This is a genomic window from Thermophilibacter immobilis (assembly GCF_015277515.1).
GTDB classification, from domain to species: domain Bacteria; phylum Actinomycetota; class Coriobacteriia; order Coriobacteriales; family Atopobiaceae; genus Thermophilibacter; species Thermophilibacter immobilis.
Map to the genome: position 1 here is coordinate 467,290 of NZ_CP063767.1, position 17,528 is coordinate 484,817.

General features: G+C 66.5%; 14 protein-coding genes and 1 tRNA gene. 10 read left to right on the forward strand and 5 right to left on the reverse strand.

The annotated features are described in order from the left end of the window. Positions 1 to 2: 2 nt before the first annotated feature. Both INP52_RS02065 and INP52_RS02070 read left to right on the forward strand, forming a co-directional pair. A tRNA-Phe gene (locus INP52_RS02065) sits at positions 3 to 78 on the forward strand. A 214-nt stretch (positions 79 to 292) separates the two neighbouring features. Then, complete coding sequence (locus INP52_RS02070; protein WP_194371973.1) at positions 293 to 1,150, forward strand: acyl-CoA thioester hydrolase/BAAT C-terminal domain-containing protein; 858 nt, start codon at positions 293 to 295, stop codon at positions 1,148 to 1,150. Positions 1,151 to 1,196: 46 nt separating this feature from the next. On the opposite strand, the gene INP52_RS02075 is transcribed toward INP52_RS02070, so the two are convergent. After that, a complete protein-coding gene (locus tag INP52_RS02075; RefSeq protein WP_194371975.1) occupies positions 1,197 to 1,535 on the reverse strand; it encodes an acylphosphatase in 339 nt (112 codons plus the stop codon). A 118-nt stretch (positions 1,536 to 1,653) separates the two neighbouring features. Between INP52_RS02075 and INP52_RS02080 the strand changes: the two genes are divergently transcribed. Next, a complete protein-coding gene (locus tag INP52_RS02080) occupies positions 1,654 to 2,595 on the forward strand; it encodes a DegV family protein (protein WP_194371977.1) in 942 nt (313 codons plus the stop codon). A gap of 47 nt (positions 2,596 to 2,642) precedes the next feature. Then, a complete protein-coding gene (locus INP52_RS02085) occupies positions 2,643 to 4,547 on the forward strand; it encodes a subtype A tannase (RefSeq protein ID WP_194371980.1) in 1,905 nt (634 codons plus the stop codon). Between the two features lie 84 nt (positions 4,548 to 4,631). On the opposite strand, the gene INP52_RS02090 is transcribed toward INP52_RS02085, so the two are convergent. Beyond that, positions 4,632 to 4,901 carry a hypothetical protein gene (locus INP52_RS02090; RefSeq protein ID WP_194371982.1) on the reverse strand — a complete coding sequence of 90 codons (270 nt, stop codon included), beginning with the start codon at positions 4,899 to 4,901 and terminating at the stop codon, positions 4,632 to 4,634. Positions 4,902 to 5,225: 324 nt separating this feature from the next. On the opposite strand from INP52_RS02090, the gene INP52_RS02095 reads away from it, so the two are divergent. The 3 genes from INP52_RS02095 (at position 5,226) to INP52_RS02105 (ending at position 7,657) form a co-directional block, all read left to right on the forward strand. Further along, entirely contained in the window at positions 5,226 to 5,726 is a 501-nt protein-coding gene (locus INP52_RS02095) for a CarD family transcriptional regulator (RefSeq protein ID WP_194371984.1), read from the forward strand. A gap of 116 nt (positions 5,727 to 5,842) precedes the next feature. After that, the gene (locus tag INP52_RS02100) at positions 5,843 to 6,145 is read left to right on the forward strand and encodes an ACT domain-containing protein (RefSeq protein ID WP_194371986.1); all 303 of its coding nucleotides are present in this window, start codon (positions 5,843 to 5,845) and stop codon (positions 6,143 to 6,145) included. Between the two features lie 57 nt (positions 6,146 to 6,202). Then, complete coding sequence (locus tag INP52_RS02105; RefSeq protein WP_194371988.1) at positions 6,203 to 7,657, forward strand: citrate synthase; 1,455 nt, start codon at positions 6,203 to 6,205, stop codon at positions 7,655 to 7,657. A 162-nt stretch (positions 7,658 to 7,819) separates the two neighbouring features. Here INP52_RS02105 and INP52_RS02110 read toward each other — a convergent pair whose 3' ends face one another. After that, entirely contained in the window at positions 7,820 to 10,099 is a 2,280-nt protein-coding gene (locus INP52_RS02110; protein WP_194371990.1) for a KUP/HAK/KT family potassium transporter, read from the reverse strand. Between the two features lie 152 nt (positions 10,100 to 10,251). On the opposite strand from INP52_RS02110, the gene INP52_RS02115 reads away from it, so the two are divergent. Beyond that, the gene (locus INP52_RS02115) at positions 10,252 to 11,757 is read left to right on the forward strand and encodes a S10 family peptidase (protein ID WP_194371992.1); all 1,506 of its coding nucleotides are present in this window, start codon (positions 10,252 to 10,254) and stop codon (positions 11,755 to 11,757) included. Positions 11,758 to 11,890: 133 nt separating this feature from the next. Here INP52_RS02115 and INP52_RS02120 read toward each other — a convergent pair whose 3' ends face one another. Both INP52_RS02120 and INP52_RS02125 read right to left on the reverse strand, forming a co-directional pair. After that, complete coding sequence (locus tag INP52_RS02120; RefSeq protein ID WP_194371994.1) at positions 11,891 to 12,622, reverse strand: hypothetical protein; 732 nt, start codon at positions 12,620 to 12,622, stop codon at positions 11,891 to 11,893. Positions 12,623 to 12,655: 33 nt separating this feature from the next. Then, positions 12,656 to 12,928, reverse strand: coding sequence for a hypothetical protein (locus INP52_RS02125; RefSeq protein ID WP_194371996.1), 273 nt, complete (start codon positions 12,926 to 12,928; stop codon positions 12,656 to 12,658). A 374-nt stretch (positions 12,929 to 13,302) separates the two neighbouring features. Between INP52_RS02125 and rlmKL the strand changes: the two genes are divergently transcribed. Both rlmKL and INP52_RS02135 read left to right on the forward strand, forming a co-directional pair. Next, positions 13,303 to 15,543 (forward strand): bifunctional 23S rRNA (guanine(2069)-N(7))-methyltransferase RlmK/23S rRNA (guanine(2445)-N(2))-methyltransferase RlmL, encoded by a 2,241-nt coding sequence (rlmKL, locus tag INP52_RS02130; RefSeq protein ID WP_194372004.1) that lies wholly within the window; start codon positions 13,303 to 13,305, stop codon positions 15,541 to 15,543. A gap of 150 nt (positions 15,544 to 15,693) precedes the next feature. Then, positions 15,694 to 17,415, forward strand: coding sequence for a phospho-sugar mutase (locus INP52_RS02135; RefSeq protein ID WP_194372006.1), 1,722 nt, complete (start codon positions 15,694 to 15,696; stop codon positions 17,413 to 17,415). The last annotated feature ends 113 nt before the right edge of the window (positions 17,416 to 17,528 follow it).

Below are 17,528 nucleotides of genomic sequence, written 5' to 3' on the forward strand. Positions count from 1 at the left end.
ATGGCTGGGTAGCTCAGTTGGTAGAGCAGGGGACTGAAAATCCCCGTGTCAGGGGTTCGATTCCCTTCCCCGCCACCATGAAAAGGCGTCCCGCCACCCGCTCGTATGCGGGTGGCGGGATTTTTTTGTCTAACTATTTTCTCGACCTTACTGTGGAGAAGTGTGGAGCCCTATAGTCTGGTATATAAGCTTTTTCTGCTGCCTGCCGCCTAGCATGGGCTGCGTCGGGCGCCTCTACCCGCGCGGGCGACGTGGCCATGTCTGCGCGGGGGCCCACTAAGGAAGCGCGCACATGGGACTGACCAAAACGAGCGTCAGACACGACGGGTTCGACGCGACCCTGTTTCCCGCTGCGGATCGAAAGGGCAAGGTGGTCATCACGCTCTCGGGCAGCGAGGGCGGACTGAGACATGCCGAGAAGATGGCTCGCCACCTCCAGGGTCAGGGGATGCCCGCGCTGGCCCTGGGCTACTTTGGGACAGGGGAGACGCAGGAGTTCCTCTCCCGGGTTCCCCTTGAGTACGTCGACGCCGCGATTGGCTGGCTCAGGGGTCGAGGCTACCAGAGGATCGCCGTCGAGGGTCTCTCAAAGGGAGCCGAGTACGCCGCAGCTGCCGCTACGACCTTCTCGGAGATCTCCTGCGCCGTCCTGAAGACGCCCGCGTGGTTCTACGGGGAAGGCATCATGAAGGGGGCACCGTCTGGCGCGTCATGTTGGACATATCGCGGTCAGGAGCTGCCCTACACGCCCTATCGGGAGAGGAGCTTCCCGTCCAAGCGAGACATCCTACGACGGGCAGAGTACGACATCCTCTCCCTCAACGCCAAGCGGTACGTGAGACAGGCCTCGGCCGTGCCTATCGAGAGGATCGCAGGGCGGGTGCTTTTCTTCTCGACCGAGGCTGACACCGTGTGGCCATCGTCGGAGAGTGCGAAGAAGCTGGAGGATCGTCTCGTCCGGGAGGGCTTTGCCTATCCCTATCCCTACGAGCACGTCTGTTTTGACTTCATGAGCCATCTCATGCTGGAGGACGCAAACCGCCTGGTTCGCGTCCTCTTCAGGTCCGAGCGTGAGCACCCGAGGGAGTGCGCCGAGGAGAGGGCGAGCATGAGCTCCAAGATGCATGACTGGCTGGAGCGCGTCTGGTAGACCGAGCCAGGCGACCCCGAGCTCGGCCCATCAGCTGGCCCACGTCCTAGTAGCGCACCTCGAACTCCCGCTCGCTGGCAACCGGCGCCCTGTCCTCGCGCTCGTCGATCGCGTAGCTGATCGGGTAGCGGCGATACTCCTCGACCATCTGCGAGAAGAACGCCCCCACGTGCTCGCCGGACCCCTGGATTTCGGCCGTCACGGAGCCGTCCTCCTCGTTTCTGATCCAGCCCGTGAGCGCGAGCCTGCGCGCTACCGCCGAGGCCGTCCAACGAAAGCCCACGCCCTGGACCTGACCCACGAAGCGCAGATGCAGCCTTCGGGTGTCCTCGGAAGGCACCTCGGGCGCGTTGTTGGCGCGTCCCCTTCTCCTGCGGATGAACATGGTGGCCCCCCTGCGCTGTCCGTTTATGATGGTCGCGCGGGGCACGTTTTACCGCGCGCGACCCGTATGCGTACAATAGTAGCCAAGCTCTGTCGTCTCGTGTCCAAGGGAGCTAAGAATGCCCAGCAAGTGCCGTATCATGTGTGACTCGACCTGCGACTTCACTGCTCAGCAGGCAGCCGCCTCAGAGGTTAAGATTCTGCCCTACCACTACGTCGAGGCCAGCAAGCCCGACGGGGGCCTCTCGGGCGACGACGATCTCTTCCAGTCCCGCAGCGCCCACGAGTTCTACGACGCCATCCGTCACGGCGCCTGCCCCATGACCTCGCAGCCCTCTCAGCTCGAGTATGACCGTGCCTTCCAGGAGGCCTACGAGGCGCGCGAGCCCACGGTCATGTTCTGCCTCTCGAGCGGCCTGTCGGGAGGCTATGAGGGCGCGCTCATGTCGCTCGAGCGCCTGAAGCAGGCCCACCCCGACGAGGAGATCCGCATCTACGTGGTCGACTCGCTCGTGGCCTCGACCGCGCTGACCCTGCTGCTCGAGGAGGCCTGTCGCAAGCGCGACGGCGGGCTCAACGCCGAGGAGCTCGTCATGTGGGCCAACGATGCTCGCTATCACGTGCGCACGGTCTTCATGGTGAACAACCTCGACTCCCTGCATCGCGGAGGCCGGGTTCCCAAGGGCGTGGCCGTGGTCGGAGACGCCCTGGACGTCAAGCCCCTCCTGCACATCAACCTCGACGGCTCCCTCGGCATCCGGGGGGTGGTGCGCGGCCGCAAGAAGGGCATGCGCCGCCTCGTCGAGTACTTCGAGAAGAACCGAGAGCTCGAGCCCTACGGTCACGTGGTCTGCGTGGGCGACGCGGACTGCCCGGAGGACGGCTACCAGGTGGCCGCCGAGCTGCGTCGCACCGACCCGGAGCTCGTGGTCGGCCGCCCCACGATCGGCCCCACCATCGGCAGCCACGTGGGCCCCGGCATGCTCTCGTGCTGCTTCTGGGGCGCGGATCGTCGCACGGAGAAGAGGATCACCAAGGTCAAGGGCATCCGCACCGCATAGGCGGCTGCCGTCCCGGCGCTCGGAGCGCTCGCTCGCAAGGAGGAACGTTGAGCTGCACAAGAAGAGAGTTTCTCGCACTCGCCTCGGTGGGAACGATGGGTGGCCTCGCGGGCTGCACCGTGCCCGTCGCGTCGACCGACTCGACCCCGGAGGACTCCTCGATCGACCAGTCCACGGTCGATCTGGAGGAGTTCAAGTCCCTGGCGCTCGACGCCTCCGCCTGGCGCTACGACGAGGACAACGACGTCTACTACCAGCTTGGCCTGACCTATTGCACCAAGCCTGCGACCACGACCTACGAGTCGCTCGCGGTCTTTGTGCCCGGGGCCTACTTCACGGCCGAGCAGAGCGGGGACTCCTACACCTGCTCGATCAACGAGAAGGCCGTGGTGGGCAGCTTCACCCCCGCGACGGCGCCGGTCCTCATGCCCGTCAACACGGCGACCCTCTCCGCCCAGATGAGCCCGACGGTCTACGACTACGAGGGCCTCGCCCCCTATCTCGAGGCGGGCTGCGTCTACGTCTACGCGGGCTTTCGCGGCCGCTCCGCCGGCTATGACACGGCCTCCGGCTCGAAGGACCTCTTTGCGGGCGGCGCCCCGTGGCCGGTCGTGGACCTCAAGGCGGCCGTGCGCTATCTGCGCTACAACGCCTCCGGTCTGCCGTGCGACGCCAGCCGCGTCTTCGTCTTCGGCTTTGGGGCGGGCGGGGGCGTGAGTGCGGTTCTAGGCTCCTCCGGCGACGCTGAGCCCTACGCGCCCTACCTCACCTCGCTGGGTGCCGTCACGCATGACGCCCAGGGCAACGCGGTCTCGGACGCCATCGCGGGCAGCGCCTCGTGGTGCCCCGTGACCTCCTTCGACGTGGCCGACACCTCCTATGAGTGGGGCCAGGGGCAGTACACCGACGCCGACACGCGCGCCGACGGCACCTGGACGCGCGCCCTGTCCCAGGACCTCGCGGGAGCCTATGGCGCCTGGGTCAACGAGATGGACCTGCGCGACGCGGACGACGAGCAGCTCACGCTCGACGAGACCGAGGCGGGCGTCTTCGCGCTGGGCTCCTACGCCGACGCCCTTCTGGGCACCATCGACGAGGCGGCCTCATACTTCGTGCAGAACACCTCCTTCCCCTACACCTACACGCCGCAGCGCCTCGACGAGCCCACGTTCCCGGGAGACCCCAACCTCCTGGCCACGCGCGCCTCGGAGACGGCCTCTCAGACGCCGGCCTCCTCAGGGGCCTCGGCCGACGGGACGGGCGAAACGGACGCTGACTCCGCCGTGACGGCCACGGGCGTGGCCCAGGTCCAGTCGACGATCTACGACTCCGCGCAGAACTACTTTGCGGCTCTCAACGCGGACAGCTGGTGGATAAACTACAGCCTCAAGCGCCAGAGCGTCTCGGTCGCGAGCCTGCGCGACTTCTCCTTGCATCTGCGTCCCGCCGAGCTCGCGGCCTCGCCGTTCGACGCGCCCGACCGCAGCTCCAAGACCAACCAGCTCTTCGGCATCGGCGAGGAGTCCACGCTTCACTTCGACGCTACCGTTGCCGACCTCGTAGAGAAGAATGTGGACGCCTACGCCGCCTGCGAGGACTGGGACGACGGCTACGAGACGGCCTGGTCGGATGACCTCGCCAAGGCCGACTCCCTCGAGACGGACATGGCCACGCGCGTCTCGCTGTTCAACCCGCTCTTCTGGCTGAGCGGCCACTACGAGGGCTACGGCCAGGCGAGCGTGGCCCCCCACTGGCGCATCAACGAGGGCATCTTTGACGCGACCGCTCCCCTGTGCTGCGCGCCGAACGTCGTGTTCGCCCTGCGCAAGTACGACGGGGTGACCGACGTCGCCTACACGCCCGTCTGGGGCCAGGGGCACGTCCTGGCCGAGCGCTCCGGCGCCCCGACCGACAACCTGCTCAGCTGGGTCATCTCCTGCTGCACCGCCTAGGCAGCACCATACGCGCCATGCAAGACGCCCCCCGAGCCAGCAGCTGCTCGGGGGGCGTCTTTTCTCAGCGTCGTCTGTGGCGCCCTACAGGCCGAAGAGACCCTTGAGCCAGCTGACGAACGCCTCGAAGGGGCTGGAGGACGTCGCGGTCGTGGCCGTGGTCACGGTGCCCGTGCCCGTCGTGGAGGATCCCGCGCTCGTTGACGCGGACGCCTGGCTCGCGGAACCGTCCATGGTCCAGGTCGTGCTCGTTCCAAAGGCCTCGTCGAAGCCGCTGCGGTCGATGAGATCGGTGGAGAGGGTTCCCGTCGCGCTTGCGTCATAGCTCGGCGAGTGGGCGCCGGTCACGCTCACCGTGAGGTCGGAGTCGCCCTGGACGACGGTCTCGCCGCGCCCGTCACGCCCGAGACCTCGATGTCACTCGTCGAGTAGACCGCGTGAGGCCGGTCTGAGCCGCGCCCCAGAGTCTTCCCACGATGCTTGGAGCTTCCTGCATAAAAGCTTGTGCCAGGCCGAACACCCACCACCCGCGTAGCACCAACGGGGCGTCTAACCCGCGATAAGAGCAAAACACAACAAGATACTGATAGTTACGTGTTGATGCAATACCGTTTCCGCAAACGGCATAAAAAAGTCCTTTTTAATGGTATAGTGAAAAAACGTGAAAGGAGCGCGCCTATGTATGCCGTTGGGGATTACATCGTTCATCCGGGTCAGGGAGTCTGTCAGATAGAGGGCGTCATCAAGAGTCCCGAGGCACTCTACCAGCTGCTTCCCGTGGGTCAACGCCACCCCGTGCGCATCAGCTTCCCCGTCTCAATCGAGGACCGCCTGCGTCCCGTGCTCTCGCACGACGAGGCCCAGGAGATCATCGACGACTATCCTGCCATGCGGCTCGACGACTTCGAGGCGCGCAACAACTCCCTCGAGGAGGAGCACTACAAAAACGAGATCCGCAAGGGCTCCTGTCGCGACTCGGTGCGCATCGTCAAGACGTTCCACGCGCGCATCGCGGACCTCTCGGCGCGCAACAAGAAGCCGCCCGTGGCCTACGAGCGCATCCTCAAGCAGGCGCGCGAGCGCTCCTACGTCGAGCTCTCCGTGGCGCTCGGGTGCACGCCCGACGACGTCGTGATGCTCTTCGAGGGGAGCGCAGACGAGAGCGCCAGCCAGAACTAGCCGGCCTCGGCACTTCTCCGTTACATCTTGGATGCATATTCGCTCGCTTTGCGCGCAATGGCTGTGCGGTGCCTACAATGGGCATACCAGGGGAGCCTCTAACGCAAGGAGAGAGTATGACGCCTACCGAGGATGCGGCCTCGTCCGTCCCGCAGAACCGCGCCATCATCACCGTCCTCGGAAGCGATCGCGCGGGCATCGTTGCCGCGGTCGCTGGTGCGCTCTCTGAGCGTGACGCCAACATCTTGGACATCTCCCAGACCATCTTGCAGGGCATCTTCACGATGACTATGCTCGTGGATTTGGGTCAGGTGCCCTTCTCCGAGCTCAAGGAGACCCTCGACGACCTTTCCGAGAGGATTGGCGTACAGATTACCCTGCAGCGCGAAGAGGTCTTCCGGTACATGTATCGCCTCTAGCGACAGCGTCCGACGGGGGCGTGTCTCTGGCACGGTCCTCAGATGGGAGAAGCCGCGATGAAGAAGATTCCCCAGGGCACCTTTGGGCCCATCCTCACCCCAAGCGAGACCTCGGCCTTTGGCAGCTTCGAGGACTCCTATCCCATGCCCTCGGTGAAGATGGGCGTCACGCCTGTCGCGGAGCAGCTCTACCACGGTGCCCAGGCGGTCGACGTTGTCGACCCCGAGCTCTACCGACGCTATGACGTCAAGCGCGGGCTGCGCAACGCGGACGGATCGGGCGTCCTCGTGGGCCTCACCACGATCTCGAACGTGCACGGGTACAAGAAGACCGCGGAAGGCGTCGAACCAGACGAGGGCGCGCTCATCTATCGTGGCTACAGCGTGGGTGACCTCATCGACGCCTCCCAGCGCGAGGACCGCTTTGGCTACGAGGAGGTGGCGTATCTCCTGATCTCGGGAGCCCTCCCCACGCAGGAGCAGCTTGACGACTTCCGCGCCCGCATCGACTCGCGCCGCCAGCTCTCCGAGCGCTACCTGCGCATCTTCCCGCGCACCACGCAGAGCCACTCGATCATGAACGTCATGCAGAGGGCGACGCTTCTGCTCTACGCCTTCGACCCCATGGCTGACGGCACCTCGCCCGTCCACGAGGTCGACGTCGCCTGCTCTCTGTTCGGGCGCTGGCCACGCATCGCGGCCGTCGCCGCAGCCGCGGACGCCGCCGCGCGCAACGACGAGCGCCTGGTCGTCCCGCCGGCGCGCGAGGGCTACAGCATGGCCGAGACGATCCTCGACGTCCTGCGCGCCGACGAGGGCTTCACGCACGACGAGGCCATGCTGCTCGACGTCATGTTCGTCCTCCACGCCGAGCACGGCGGCGGCAACAACTCCACTTTTGCCACGCGCGTCCTGTCCTCCTCGGGCACGGACGCCTACTCGGCCTACGCGGCCGCCATCGGCTCGCTCAAGGGGCCCAAGCACGGAGGCGCCAACTCCAAGGTCTCCGCCATGATCGACGAGGTCGCGACCAGCGTCTCGGACTGGTCGAGCGATGACGAGCTCGCCGGCTACCTCGAGAAGATTGCGCGCAAGGAGGCCTTCGACAAGACGGGCCTCATCTACGGCCTCGGCCATGCCGTCTACACGCTCTCAGACCCGCGTGCCCAGCTCGTCAAGAAGTACGCGCGCAAGCTGGCGGACGAGAAGGGCCAGGCCGAGCGTCTCGCCCTCATCGAGGGCATCGAGCGGCTGGGACCCCAGGTCATGCGCGACGTCAAGGGCACGACCAAGCCCCTGTGCGCCAACATCGACCTCTACACGGGCTTCATCTACGCGCTCCTGGGCATCACGCCCGAGCTCTACACGCCCATCTTCGCCATGGCGCGCCTGGCGGGCTGGTGCGCGCACCGCATGGAGGAGCTCTACGGCGCCGGGCGCATCATCCGCCCGGCCTACAACTCCGTCATGGGCAACGATGGCGTCTACGTTTCCCTCGCCGAGCGCAGGTAGCGGCCGTCCTTCTCGCCGCCTGGGTGCGCTCCCACGGGTGTGCACGAATTCGGGGCCGTGGCACGTCGCAGGGGATTTGCGCGTGCCACGGCCCCAAGATCTTGAGCATTTCAGGCGCGGGAGTGCTACGGCCCCGAATTCGTGAGCGGGCACACGGCGCGCCTACTCCTCGCCGTCCTCGTCGAGCTCCTCCTCGCCCTCTTCCTCCTCCTCGTCATCGATCACGAGGGGCTTGAAGGACGCGGTGTCACCGCCCACGAGGCTCTTGTTGGCCTCCTCGACGGAGCGCTCACGCTTGTCTCGCATCGTTGCCGAGAAGAGGTCCTCCTCGTCCTCCTCGTCATCTGCGGAGGCCGACGCCGCCAGGTCGGCGGCGTGCACGGGCGTCGCACGGACGGCGTCAGCGAGCTCGACGCGCGTGAGCTTGTGCTGCCGCTTGGTCTTGGAGAACAGGGGCACGTACTCGAAGAGGAGGTTGGAGTTCTCGAGGCCGTACCAGCGCGCGGGCGACCCGCACAGGCGGCGGATGAGGTACTTGAGGCCCATGACGCGCCGGTCCACGCCCGAGATGTCCGTCTCGGGGGAGAGGACCTTGCGGATGAGGCAGAAGCGGAAGTCGCCGACGTTGCTATGCTCGCGATAGATCGAGTAGCGGTGGTTCTGCGGCGCGATCTGCCCGCTCTCCACGAGGTCCGACACGATCTGGTAGAGGTAGGCGTTGATACGCTGGTTTACCTTGAAGCCCAGGCGGAGCTGAATCTTGAACACGAAGTCGGTGCCAAAGTCGTTGACGATGAACTCGTGCGTGTGCGGCTCGTCGGTCACCTGGACATTGAGGAAGTAGTAGGCCCGGGCGCGCTTGGGGCGCTTGTCCAAGATCGAGTAGAGGATGTCGCGGTCGAGCTTGTCAAAGGACGAGTCGTTGGTCAGGAAGATGAGGTTGTCGGCGAGCAGCGGGTAGTCGTCATCATGGGAGAGGTTGGAGAGCTGGTCGAGGTACTTGTCGACAGGCAGGTAAACGCTCTGCGTGCGCTCGACGGCCGTGCCGCGGCGCCATACGTACATGACGATGAACAGGACGGTCGCCATGAGCACGGTGACGTAGCCGCCGTGGAAGAACTTCGTGAGGCTCGAGAAGAAGAACATGAACTCGATGGCGCCGAAGAACAGGGCGAACGGGACGGCCAGGCCGACCTTGTGGCGTATGCGCGAGAGGTAGGTGAAGAGCAGGAGCGTGGTCATGAGCATCGTGACGGTGATGGCCAGACCGTAGGCGGCCTCCATGTGCTCCGAGTTCTTGAAGAGCAGGACCACGCCGATGCAGCCCACCCACATAATACCGTTGACCAGGGGGATGTAGATCTGCCCCTTGGTCTCGGAGGGGTAGTGTATGCGCATGTGCGGCATGAGATCCAGCCGCACGGCCTCTGAGACGATGGAGAACGAGCCGGTGATGAGCGCCTGCGAGGCGATGATGGCGGCGAAGGTGGACAGCACCACGGCGACGGTGCGGATCTGCTCGGGAAGCATCTGGAAGAACGGGTTGAGGTCGTCGATGCCCGCGAGGTGGACGTTGCCTTGGTTCGCGATGATCCAGGCGCCCTGCCCCAGGTAGTTGATGATGAGGCAGACCTTCACGAACGGCCAGCTCGCGTAGATGTTGGCCTTGCCCACGTGGCCCATGTCGGAGTAGAGGGCCTCGGCGCCCGTGGTGCACAGGAAGACGTTGCCGAGCACCATGAGGCCGGCGGCGTTGAGGTTTCCGTCAAAGAGGAAGGTGACGCCGCGCACGGGGTTGAAGGCGCGCAGGACGCTGAGGTTGCCGGACAGGTTGTAGAGCCCGGCCAGGGCCAGGAAGACGAACCATACGGTCATGATGGGACCAAAGGCGCGCCCGATCTTGGAGGTGCCCGCCTTCTGCAGGAGGAATAGGACGCACAGGATGCAGATGGTGATGATCACGACGATGCGCTGGTTGTCGCCGATGAGCGCGAAGAAGAAGTCGATCGTGCGCAGGCCCTCGATGGCGGTGGTCACGGTGACGGCTGGGGTGAGGATGCCGTCGGCGAGAAGGGCCGCGCCCCCCACCATGGCGGGGATGATGAGCCACTTTCCGCAGCGCTTCACGAGGCTGTAGAGGGCGAAGATGCCGCCCTCGTTGTGGTTGTCGGCCTTCATGGCCACGAGGACGTACTTGACCGTGGTGATGAGCGTGAGGGTCCAGATGATGAGGGACAGGGCCCCCAGGACCACGTCCTCGGACATGGTGGTCAGCCCGCCGTTGCCACTCACGATCGCCTTCAGGGTGTACATGGGGCTCGTGCCGATGTCTCCGTACACCACCCCGAGCGTGACCAGGAGCATGCCGGCGGACAGGGGGATTCCCGCGCTCTTTGCCCTATGGTGCCTGACCGAAAGAGAGGCCTTGCGCGATGCGTTCATAGCGCTCCAAAACTCGAATGCCGCAAAAAGGGTCCTTCAGGAAAGCCCAAGGACCAAGTCACCCAATCTAGCACTTTGTCGGCACGGATGGCCCGGCGGGCTTACGACTAGAATGACCTTGGCAAAGAGGCTACAAACAAGGAGGAACAACCATGGTAGAAGACCAGGGCGCGCCCGCTACCCACGACGCGGAGAAAAACCCGTTTGCCGGCGTGGCGCCGGCGCGCTCGACGGAGGTGGCCGAGCCGGCCTCGGCACGTCTGACGTGGACGTCCGCAGAGCGCGCGATCGACTACGAGGCACGCGCCGCGCACCTGGACGTGGTAGACGACGCGGGCACACTTCTGGGCAAGATGTTCTCGCTTTCGTACGTGGGGGTGGACGCGGACGGCCACGCCGACTCTGCGCGTCCCGTGACCTTTGCGTTCAACGGCGGGCCGGGGTCGAGCTCGGTGCCCATCAACTTCGGGGGCATGGGGCCGCGTCGCGTGGCCACGGACGGCATCTCCCACGTGCGCGCCGACGCCTCGGCCCAGGACAACCCCCAGACCTTGCTCGCCGAGTCAGACGTGGTGTTCCTGGACGCCCTGGGCACCGGGTGGTCAGTGGTTGCCGATGGCACGGACCCCAAGAAGATCTTCGGCATTGACGGCGACGCGGACGCCTTCGCCCGTGCGATCTCTTCCTGGCTCGAGGAGAACGGCCGCTGGTCGAGCCCCCTGTACCTCTTCGGCGAATCGTACGGCACCGTGCGCAACGCCGTGCTCATGCGCCTTCTAGGCGAGAGGGGCGTGCAGCTGACGGGCGTGGTCATGCTCTCGGCCATCTTCGACTGGGTACAGGTTCAGCCGGGCGAGGACCTCTACTACCTGGGCATGATGCCCACCTACGCCGCTGCGGCGCAGTACTTTGGCAAGGCGGGGGAGGGCGTCGACCCCGATGCGTGGTTCGACCGGGCCATGACGTTCACGGAGGGCGTTCTCGCGCCGGCCCTTCTGCGTGGCGACCGGCTGGGCTCCGAGCGCGAGCGCGAGGTGGCCGAGAAGCTCTCGGCGTTCATCAGCCTTCCCGTTGACTACCTCCTGGCGCACCACCTGCGCATTGACCTCACGGACTTCCGCACGCGCATCCTCGCGGACGAGGGGAGGATCTGCGGGCGGTTGGACATGCGCTTCTCCTCCGACGGCCTCTCGCCGATGCAGACCTCCAACGCCTGGGTGGCTGCCGAGGACGCCGCCGACGATGCCGTCGAGGGCGCCTGGGTCAGGGCGTTTCGCGCCTTCTGCCATGACGAGCTGGGCTATCGGGGACCCGCGCGCTACCTCTCGAACAACTACGATAAGGTGGGCACGAGCTGGAGCTGGAACCACGCGGAGCCGGGCTGCGACGAGGAGGCCTCCGCGCCCAACGTGGCGCTCGACATCGCCGTGGCGCTGCGCCGCAACCCCACCTGCAAGCTGGCCATCCTGGGCGGCCGCTATGATGCGGCCACGACCTTCTGGAACGTGGTGCATGACATGAGCTGCCAGTTCCTCTCGCCCGAGCTCAAGGGGCGCGTGAGCTGGCATCGCTACGGGTGCGGGCACATGGCCTACGTGGACGAGCCCACGCTCGAGGCTATGGGTCGCGACCTGCACGACTTCTACCAGAAGAAGTAGGGATCAACTGGCGACCCAGCCAATCCTGCCTTCGCTCCCCGTACGGAAAAGTCACTTCTTGGTCTCTCTAGGGAGGGAAAAGTGACTTGTCCGTACGGGGAGCGCGGCTCGACGCAGACGGAGGCCGGGGCTCTTATCGGAGGGCCCCCTCTAGCCCAAGTCGTAGGCCTCGACGGGCACGACGTGAAGGCGGCGCGGGAATCTCGATGAGCGGCTCGTGGTCTCGGGGAACGCCAAAGAGCTCGAGCAGTCCGTTGAAGAACTCCGCGTCGGCCACCTCCTCGAGCGGGAAGCGCATGATGCCTGCATGCCGAACGGTGAGGCGCGACTCGCGCCGTCGCTCCCGGCGCATGACCCACGTCGTGTCATGGCCCTGCGTCATGATCTCGTCAGAGTACTTCTCGCCACCGTCGAGCTCCCCGAAGGCTTCGCCGCCCCCGGGGAGCGCCCAACGGTAGTCGACGTAGTACACCTGTCCGGGGCTCAGGGGATCAGGAATGCCGATCTGTAGGTCAGGAGTGGCAAAGCCCAGCTCGTACATGGCGGCGCGTGCGATGGATTCCCCTCCGTTGGCGCTTCTCGCGTCGGCGCTCATGCGCGCCTGTGCGCTGCCACGGTAGCCACTGTTCATGCTCCCGACGTAGGCGAGAAGGCCCTCCTGGCGCAGGCTCCAGACGCGCAGCGCGGAGTCGGCGACGGCGAGACCCTCGCGGAAGCCAAGCGAGCGCGCGCAGTCGAGCACGGTGCGCTCGAGCGAGGTCACGGGCACACCGGATGCGATCGCGAAAGCATCTCCAGAAACGCAGCGGCGCACGACTCCGCCGGAGTGGACGGGAGTGCGTCCGGAGGGGCTTGCAATCTCCACGGTTTTCTGCAACCGGCTCGAGACGGACAGTCCTCATGCGACCGCTGCCGAGATGCCGCAGAAGGTCCAGTCGGGATGCAGCTCGTGCAGACCACGCAGGACATGGGTCGTTCGCTGGCTCGTGGTGAGCTCATTCCAGGAGTCGCTGCGGGCGTAGAGGCGGGGGAGCGGTGAGAAGAGCTCGCCGCGCGAGACGCGGGTCTCCAGGATTTTGTGGAGGTGGCCGGGGCATGACTCCAGACAGGCCCCGCGATGTTCGGCCTCGCGAATGAACAGGTCAACCTCCCGGTTGGCGCGACGGGACATGGGAGCTCCTTATGAAGTGCGGCGAGAAGGACATTGTTTTCCAGCCCACCCCGGGACGAGAGGAGAATGCGACCAGCGGTGCCTCCAATCGGTGGGCGGCAAGGTCAGAGTTGGCCGCGGTGCTGCTCCCGCCCGGTCTTTACGGGCTCCTCTTGCCCGTCCGCTTGTTCCCAGTCTGGAAAAATCACTTTCAAGCCTGTTCGAAGACCAAAAAGTGACTTTTCCAGACTGGGAGTGGAGATGGAACGTGTGGGAGCCCAAGAATGCTCGCGATGGAAGAGGGCCCAGCCGAGAAGGACGCCTGCCCGGAAACGGCGCCTCTCGTTCGTGCGACAATGGAGCGCACTGATGGATGACGGGCGAGAGGTGACCCGATGGAGTTTGTGGCGACGTGTCCCAAGGGGTTCGAGCGGATTCTGGCCGAAGAGCTGGCCGGCCTGCGTATCCCCCAGGTGAGGCCCCTGCGTGGCCAGGTATCCTTTGGCGGAGAGCTAGCCGACGCATACAGGGCCTGTCTGTGGTCGCGGCTCGCCTCGCGCGTGCTGCTCGTGCTCGCGCGCGTCGACGCACAGGACGCCGACGCCCTCTACGAGGGCCTGCGCTCGGTTGACTGGATCGAGCACCTCGAGCCGGGCGCCACCTTTGCCGTGGACGCGCACGGCACCAACGCCCAGCTCAGAAACACGCAGTTCGTGGCCCTACGCTCCAAGGACGCGATCGTGGACGGTCTCGTCTCGGCACGCGGCGCGCGCCCTGTGGTGGACGTGGCGCGCCCGGACGTCCGCGTGGGCGTGCGCCTCTCGGGAGAGCGCGCCACGGTCTCGATCGACCTCACGGGCGAGCCGCTCTTCCACCGCGGCTACGACTCGCGCGCCGCCGAGCGCGTGGCCCCGCTGCGCCCGGACTACGCCGCCGCGCTCCTGGCGGCAGGCGGGTGGTTCCGAGACGTACGTCACCAGGACCCCACCCTCGTGGCGCTCTGGGCGGGCCAGGGAAGCGTCCTCGTGGAGGCGGCCACGGCCGCCCTCGATTGTGCACCGGGCCTCCTACGTCCCCACTGGGGCTTCGAGGGCTGGGCCGGCCATTATCAGGCGGCATGGGAGCACCTGCTCGCCGACGCGCAGGCGCGCGCCGAGGCCGGCTCCGACCGTCCGCTCACCCTGATCGCCGCCGACGGCCGTCGGGGCGCCGAGGCCGCCTGTCGTCGGGCGCTGCGCGCGGCGGGGCTCGCGCTCGAGCCGGAGTTCCTCCCCGCAGCAGACGCGCTTGACGCCGCGCGCGCGGCGGGCGCGGACCCGCTCGTGACCTGCGACCTCTCCTGGATGGACGAGGACTCGCTGTCCCTCGAGGCCACGGCCCTCTCGAGCGCCTCCGCAGCTGCCGGGCTGCGCATGTGCGCGCTCGTCCGCGGCACCTCGCTCGACGCTGCCCTGCGCGCCGAACCCGCATCGACGATCGACGTCATCGTGGGCCGCGACCCGGCCACCCTGCGCACCTATGCCGCCTCCGTGGACGTGGAGCCCCCCGCGACGGTCAGGGTGGCGGACACCCGCGTTCCCGTGCTCGTGGCCGCCACCGACCAGTTTTCCGCGCGCCTGGCCAAGGTCGCCCGGCTTCGCGCCAAGTGGGCCCGGCGCGAGGACGTGAGCTGCTACCGCGTCTATGACGCTGACCTGCCCGACTACGCGGTGTCGATCGAGCTCTACGAGGGCTCCGAGACGCCGGGCCGCTGGCTGCAGATCTTCGAGTACGCGCCTCCCCGGGGAGTTGACCTCGAGCTCGCACACCGTCGCCTGCTCGACGTGCTCGTCGTGGCCCCGCAGGTCCTCAGGGTGGCACCCGAGAACGTCTACCTGCGCGTGCGCACGCATGCGCGCGGGGGCTCGCAGTACGCCGACGAGCTGCGTGCCGACTCCGAGGCGCGGGGCCAGCGCGGCCTCCGCCGCGCCCGGCCGGGCGCGGTGGAGCTGCCCCTGGGAGCCCGCCTCGTGGACGAGGGGGGCCTCACCTTCGAGGTCAATTTCTCGAGCCGGCTGGACTGCGGCATCTTCCTCGACCACCGAGACACCCGCGCGCTCCTGCGTGAGATGATGAAGGAGACCCGCGGCTCCAAGCGCTTCCTCAACCTCTTCGCCTACACGGGCACCGCGACCTGCTACGCGGCGGACGGCGGTGCCAAGCACACCACGACCGTGGACCTCTCAAGACCGTCGCTCGACTGGGCTCGGCGCAACATGGACAGAAACGGCTTCACGGCCCGCGAGCACGAGTTCGTTCAGGCCGACGTCCTGGCGTGGGTCACGGAGCAGCGCCACACGACCAACCGCTGGGACCTCGTCTTCTGCGACGTGCCCACGTTCTCCAACTCGTCGCGCATGCGTCGGGCGTCCTTCGACGTCCAGCGCGACCACGCGGAGCTCATCATCGGGGTCTCTCGCCTGCTCACGCGCGAGGGGAGCGCGCTCTTCTCGTGCAACCTGCGCTCCTTCGAGCCTGACGTCGATAAGCTCCGCCGCGCGGGCGTGGTTCTCACCGACCTCACGGCCCAGACCATCCCCGAGGACTTCTCGCGCAGCCCCAAGATCCACCACTGCTACCTGGTGAGGCGCGGATAAGGGCGCGCCGAGCCGCCGCCGGGCGAGAACCACGCTCCATCCGCGTAGAGCCGGGCCACCTTCTGGGCGCATGCGGCTAGAATCAGCCATAACGTTTGATTGGCTGGCGCGGCACGCCCGCGCCACGAGCAAGACGGGGGACGCACGCCTATGGACGCGAACACTGAGGCAAGGATTCAGAGCTGGCAGGACAACGTGCGCGAGGCCGACCTCGCCCGCGAGCTCAGGGACCTGAGGGCATCCGGGAACGAGGAGAAGCTCAACGACGCCTTCTACCGTGACCTCGCCTTTGGGACGGCGGGCCTGCGCGGGGTGCTCGGCGTGGGCACCAACCGGATGAACGTCTACGTGGTGGCCCAGGCCACGCAGGGCGTCGCCGACTACTTGAGCGCCCACTACGAGCATCCCACGCTCGCCCTCGCGCGCGACTCGCGCAACAAGGGCGAGGACTTCCAGCGCGTGGCCGCCGGCGTCCTGGCGGCAAACGGGATTCACGTCTACGTGTACCCGCGCATCGAGCCCGTGCCCACGCTCTCCTTCGCGGTGCGCCACCTGGGCGTCTCGGCGGGCATCGTCCTCACGGCCTCCCACAACCCGGCACCCTACAACGGTTACAAGGTCTACAACGACAACGGTGGCCAGATCACCGACGAGGCGGCCGACGAGATCAGCGCGCGCATCGCCGAGGCCGACCCGTTCTCCGTGGAGGTCATGGACTTTGACGAGGGCCTCCAGAAGGGCCTCATCGAGTGGACGCCCGAGGAGGTCCTGGACAGCTTCATCGCCGCGATCAAGAAGGTCTCCGTTCCCGGCTTCAAGGCCTCCGACGACTACTCCGTGGTCTACACGCCGCTCAACGGCACGGGCATGGAGTGCGTGAGCCGCATCCTCAAGGAGATCGGCGTCGAGAACGTGACCGTGGTCCCCGAGCAGGCCGAGCCCGACGGGAACTTCCCCACGTGCTCCTATCCCAACCCGGAGTTTCGCGAGGCGCTCGACCTGGGGCTCAAGCTCGCCGACAAGGTCAGGCCCAACCTGCTCGTGGCCACCGACCCCGACGCCGACCGCATGGGAACCGCCGTTCCGCACAGGGGCGACTACGTGCTGCTCTCCGGCAACGAGATGGGCGTGCTGCTCATGGACTGGCTCGCCACGATGGCAGCCGACGCCGGCGAGGACGTGGGCGCCAAGGTGGCCGTCTCCACGATCGTCTCGTCCTCCATGCCTGACGCCCTCGCCCGCGACTGGGGCTTCGAGATGCGTCGCGTGCTCACGGGCTTCAAGTACATCGGCGACCAGATCGACCACCTCAAGGACGCCAACGAGGAGGATCGCTTCCTCATGGGCTTCGAGGAGTCCTACGGCTATCTCGTGGGCACGCACGCCCGCGACAAGGACGCCATCGTCGCCACCATGCTCTGCGTCGAGATGGCGAGCTACTACGCCTCCCGCGGCATGGACCTCTACGAGGCCATGGATGCCCTCTACCAGAAGTACGGCTACTACCTCAACGGCACGGTCAACGCGACCTTCCCCGGCGCGGCCGGTGCCCAGAAGATAGCTGGCCTCATGGACGGCCTGCGCGCGAACCCGCCCGCCCAGATCGCCGGCTACGCGGTCGAGGGCATGACCGACTACGCTACCGGTGCGCAGATGCCGCGCGTGTCCGGCCTGCAGAAGGAGGCCGCGCAGGAGCTGCCAGAGGCCAACGTGCTCGAGTTCCGCCTCGAGGGCGACAACAAGGTCATCTTCCGTCCTTCGGGCACCGAGCCCAAGGTCAAGGCCTATCTCTTCTCCAAGGGCGCCACGCGCAAGGAGTCCGAGGCCGTGAGGGCCAAGCTCCAGGCAGCAAGCGAGAAGATCCTGTCGTAGCACGGCCGATAGAGCCCCTCCCCGTCCCACGCAAGAGTGTTCGCGCTGCGCGCTCAGAACTCTTGCGTGGGACGGGGAGGGGCTCGGCGTATGCGGAGGATCGGCAAGGTTTA

Excerpts from the sequence above, each read along its gene's own strand:
- INP52_RS02100 (WP_194371986.1), top strand. The coding sequence starts at position 5,843 with ATGACGCCTACCGAGGATGCGGCCTCGTCCGTCCCGCAGAACCGCGCC.
- INP52_RS02080 (WP_194371977.1), top strand. The coding sequence starts at position 1,654 with ATGCCCAGCAAGTGCCGTATCATGTGTGACTCGACCTGCGACTTCACT.
- INP52_RS02075 (WP_194371975.1), bottom strand. The coding sequence starts at position 1,535 with ATGTTCATCCGCAGGAGAAGGGGACGCGCCAACAACGCGCCCGAGGTG.
- INP52_RS02105 (WP_194371988.1), top strand. The coding sequence starts at position 6,203 with ATGAAGAAGATTCCCCAGGGCACCTTTGGGCCCATCCTCACCCCAAGC.
- INP52_RS02125 (WP_194371996.1), bottom strand. The coding sequence starts at position 12,928 with ATGTCCCGTCGCGCCAACCGGGAGGTTGACCTGTTCATTCGCGAGGCC.
- INP52_RS02115 (WP_194371992.1), top strand. The coding sequence starts at position 10,252 with ATGGTAGAAGACCAGGGCGCGCCCGCTACCCACGACGCGGAGAAAAAC.
- INP52_RS02070 (WP_194371973.1), top strand. The coding sequence starts at position 293 with ATGGGACTGACCAAAACGAGCGTCAGACACGACGGGTTCGACGCGACC.
- INP52_RS02110 (WP_194371990.1), bottom strand. The coding sequence starts at position 10,099 with ATGAACGCATCGCGCAAGGCCTCTCTTTCGGTCAGGCACCATAGGGCA.
- INP52_RS02095 (WP_194371984.1), top strand. The coding sequence starts at position 5,226 with ATGTATGCCGTTGGGGATTACATCGTTCATCCGGGTCAGGGAGTCTGT.
- rlmKL (WP_194372004.1), top strand. The coding sequence starts at position 13,303 with ATGGAGTTTGTGGCGACGTGTCCCAAGGGGTTCGAGCGGATTCTGGCC.
- INP52_RS02135 (WP_194372006.1), top strand. The coding sequence starts at position 15,694 with ATGGACGCGAACACTGAGGCAAGGATTCAGAGCTGGCAGGACAACGTG.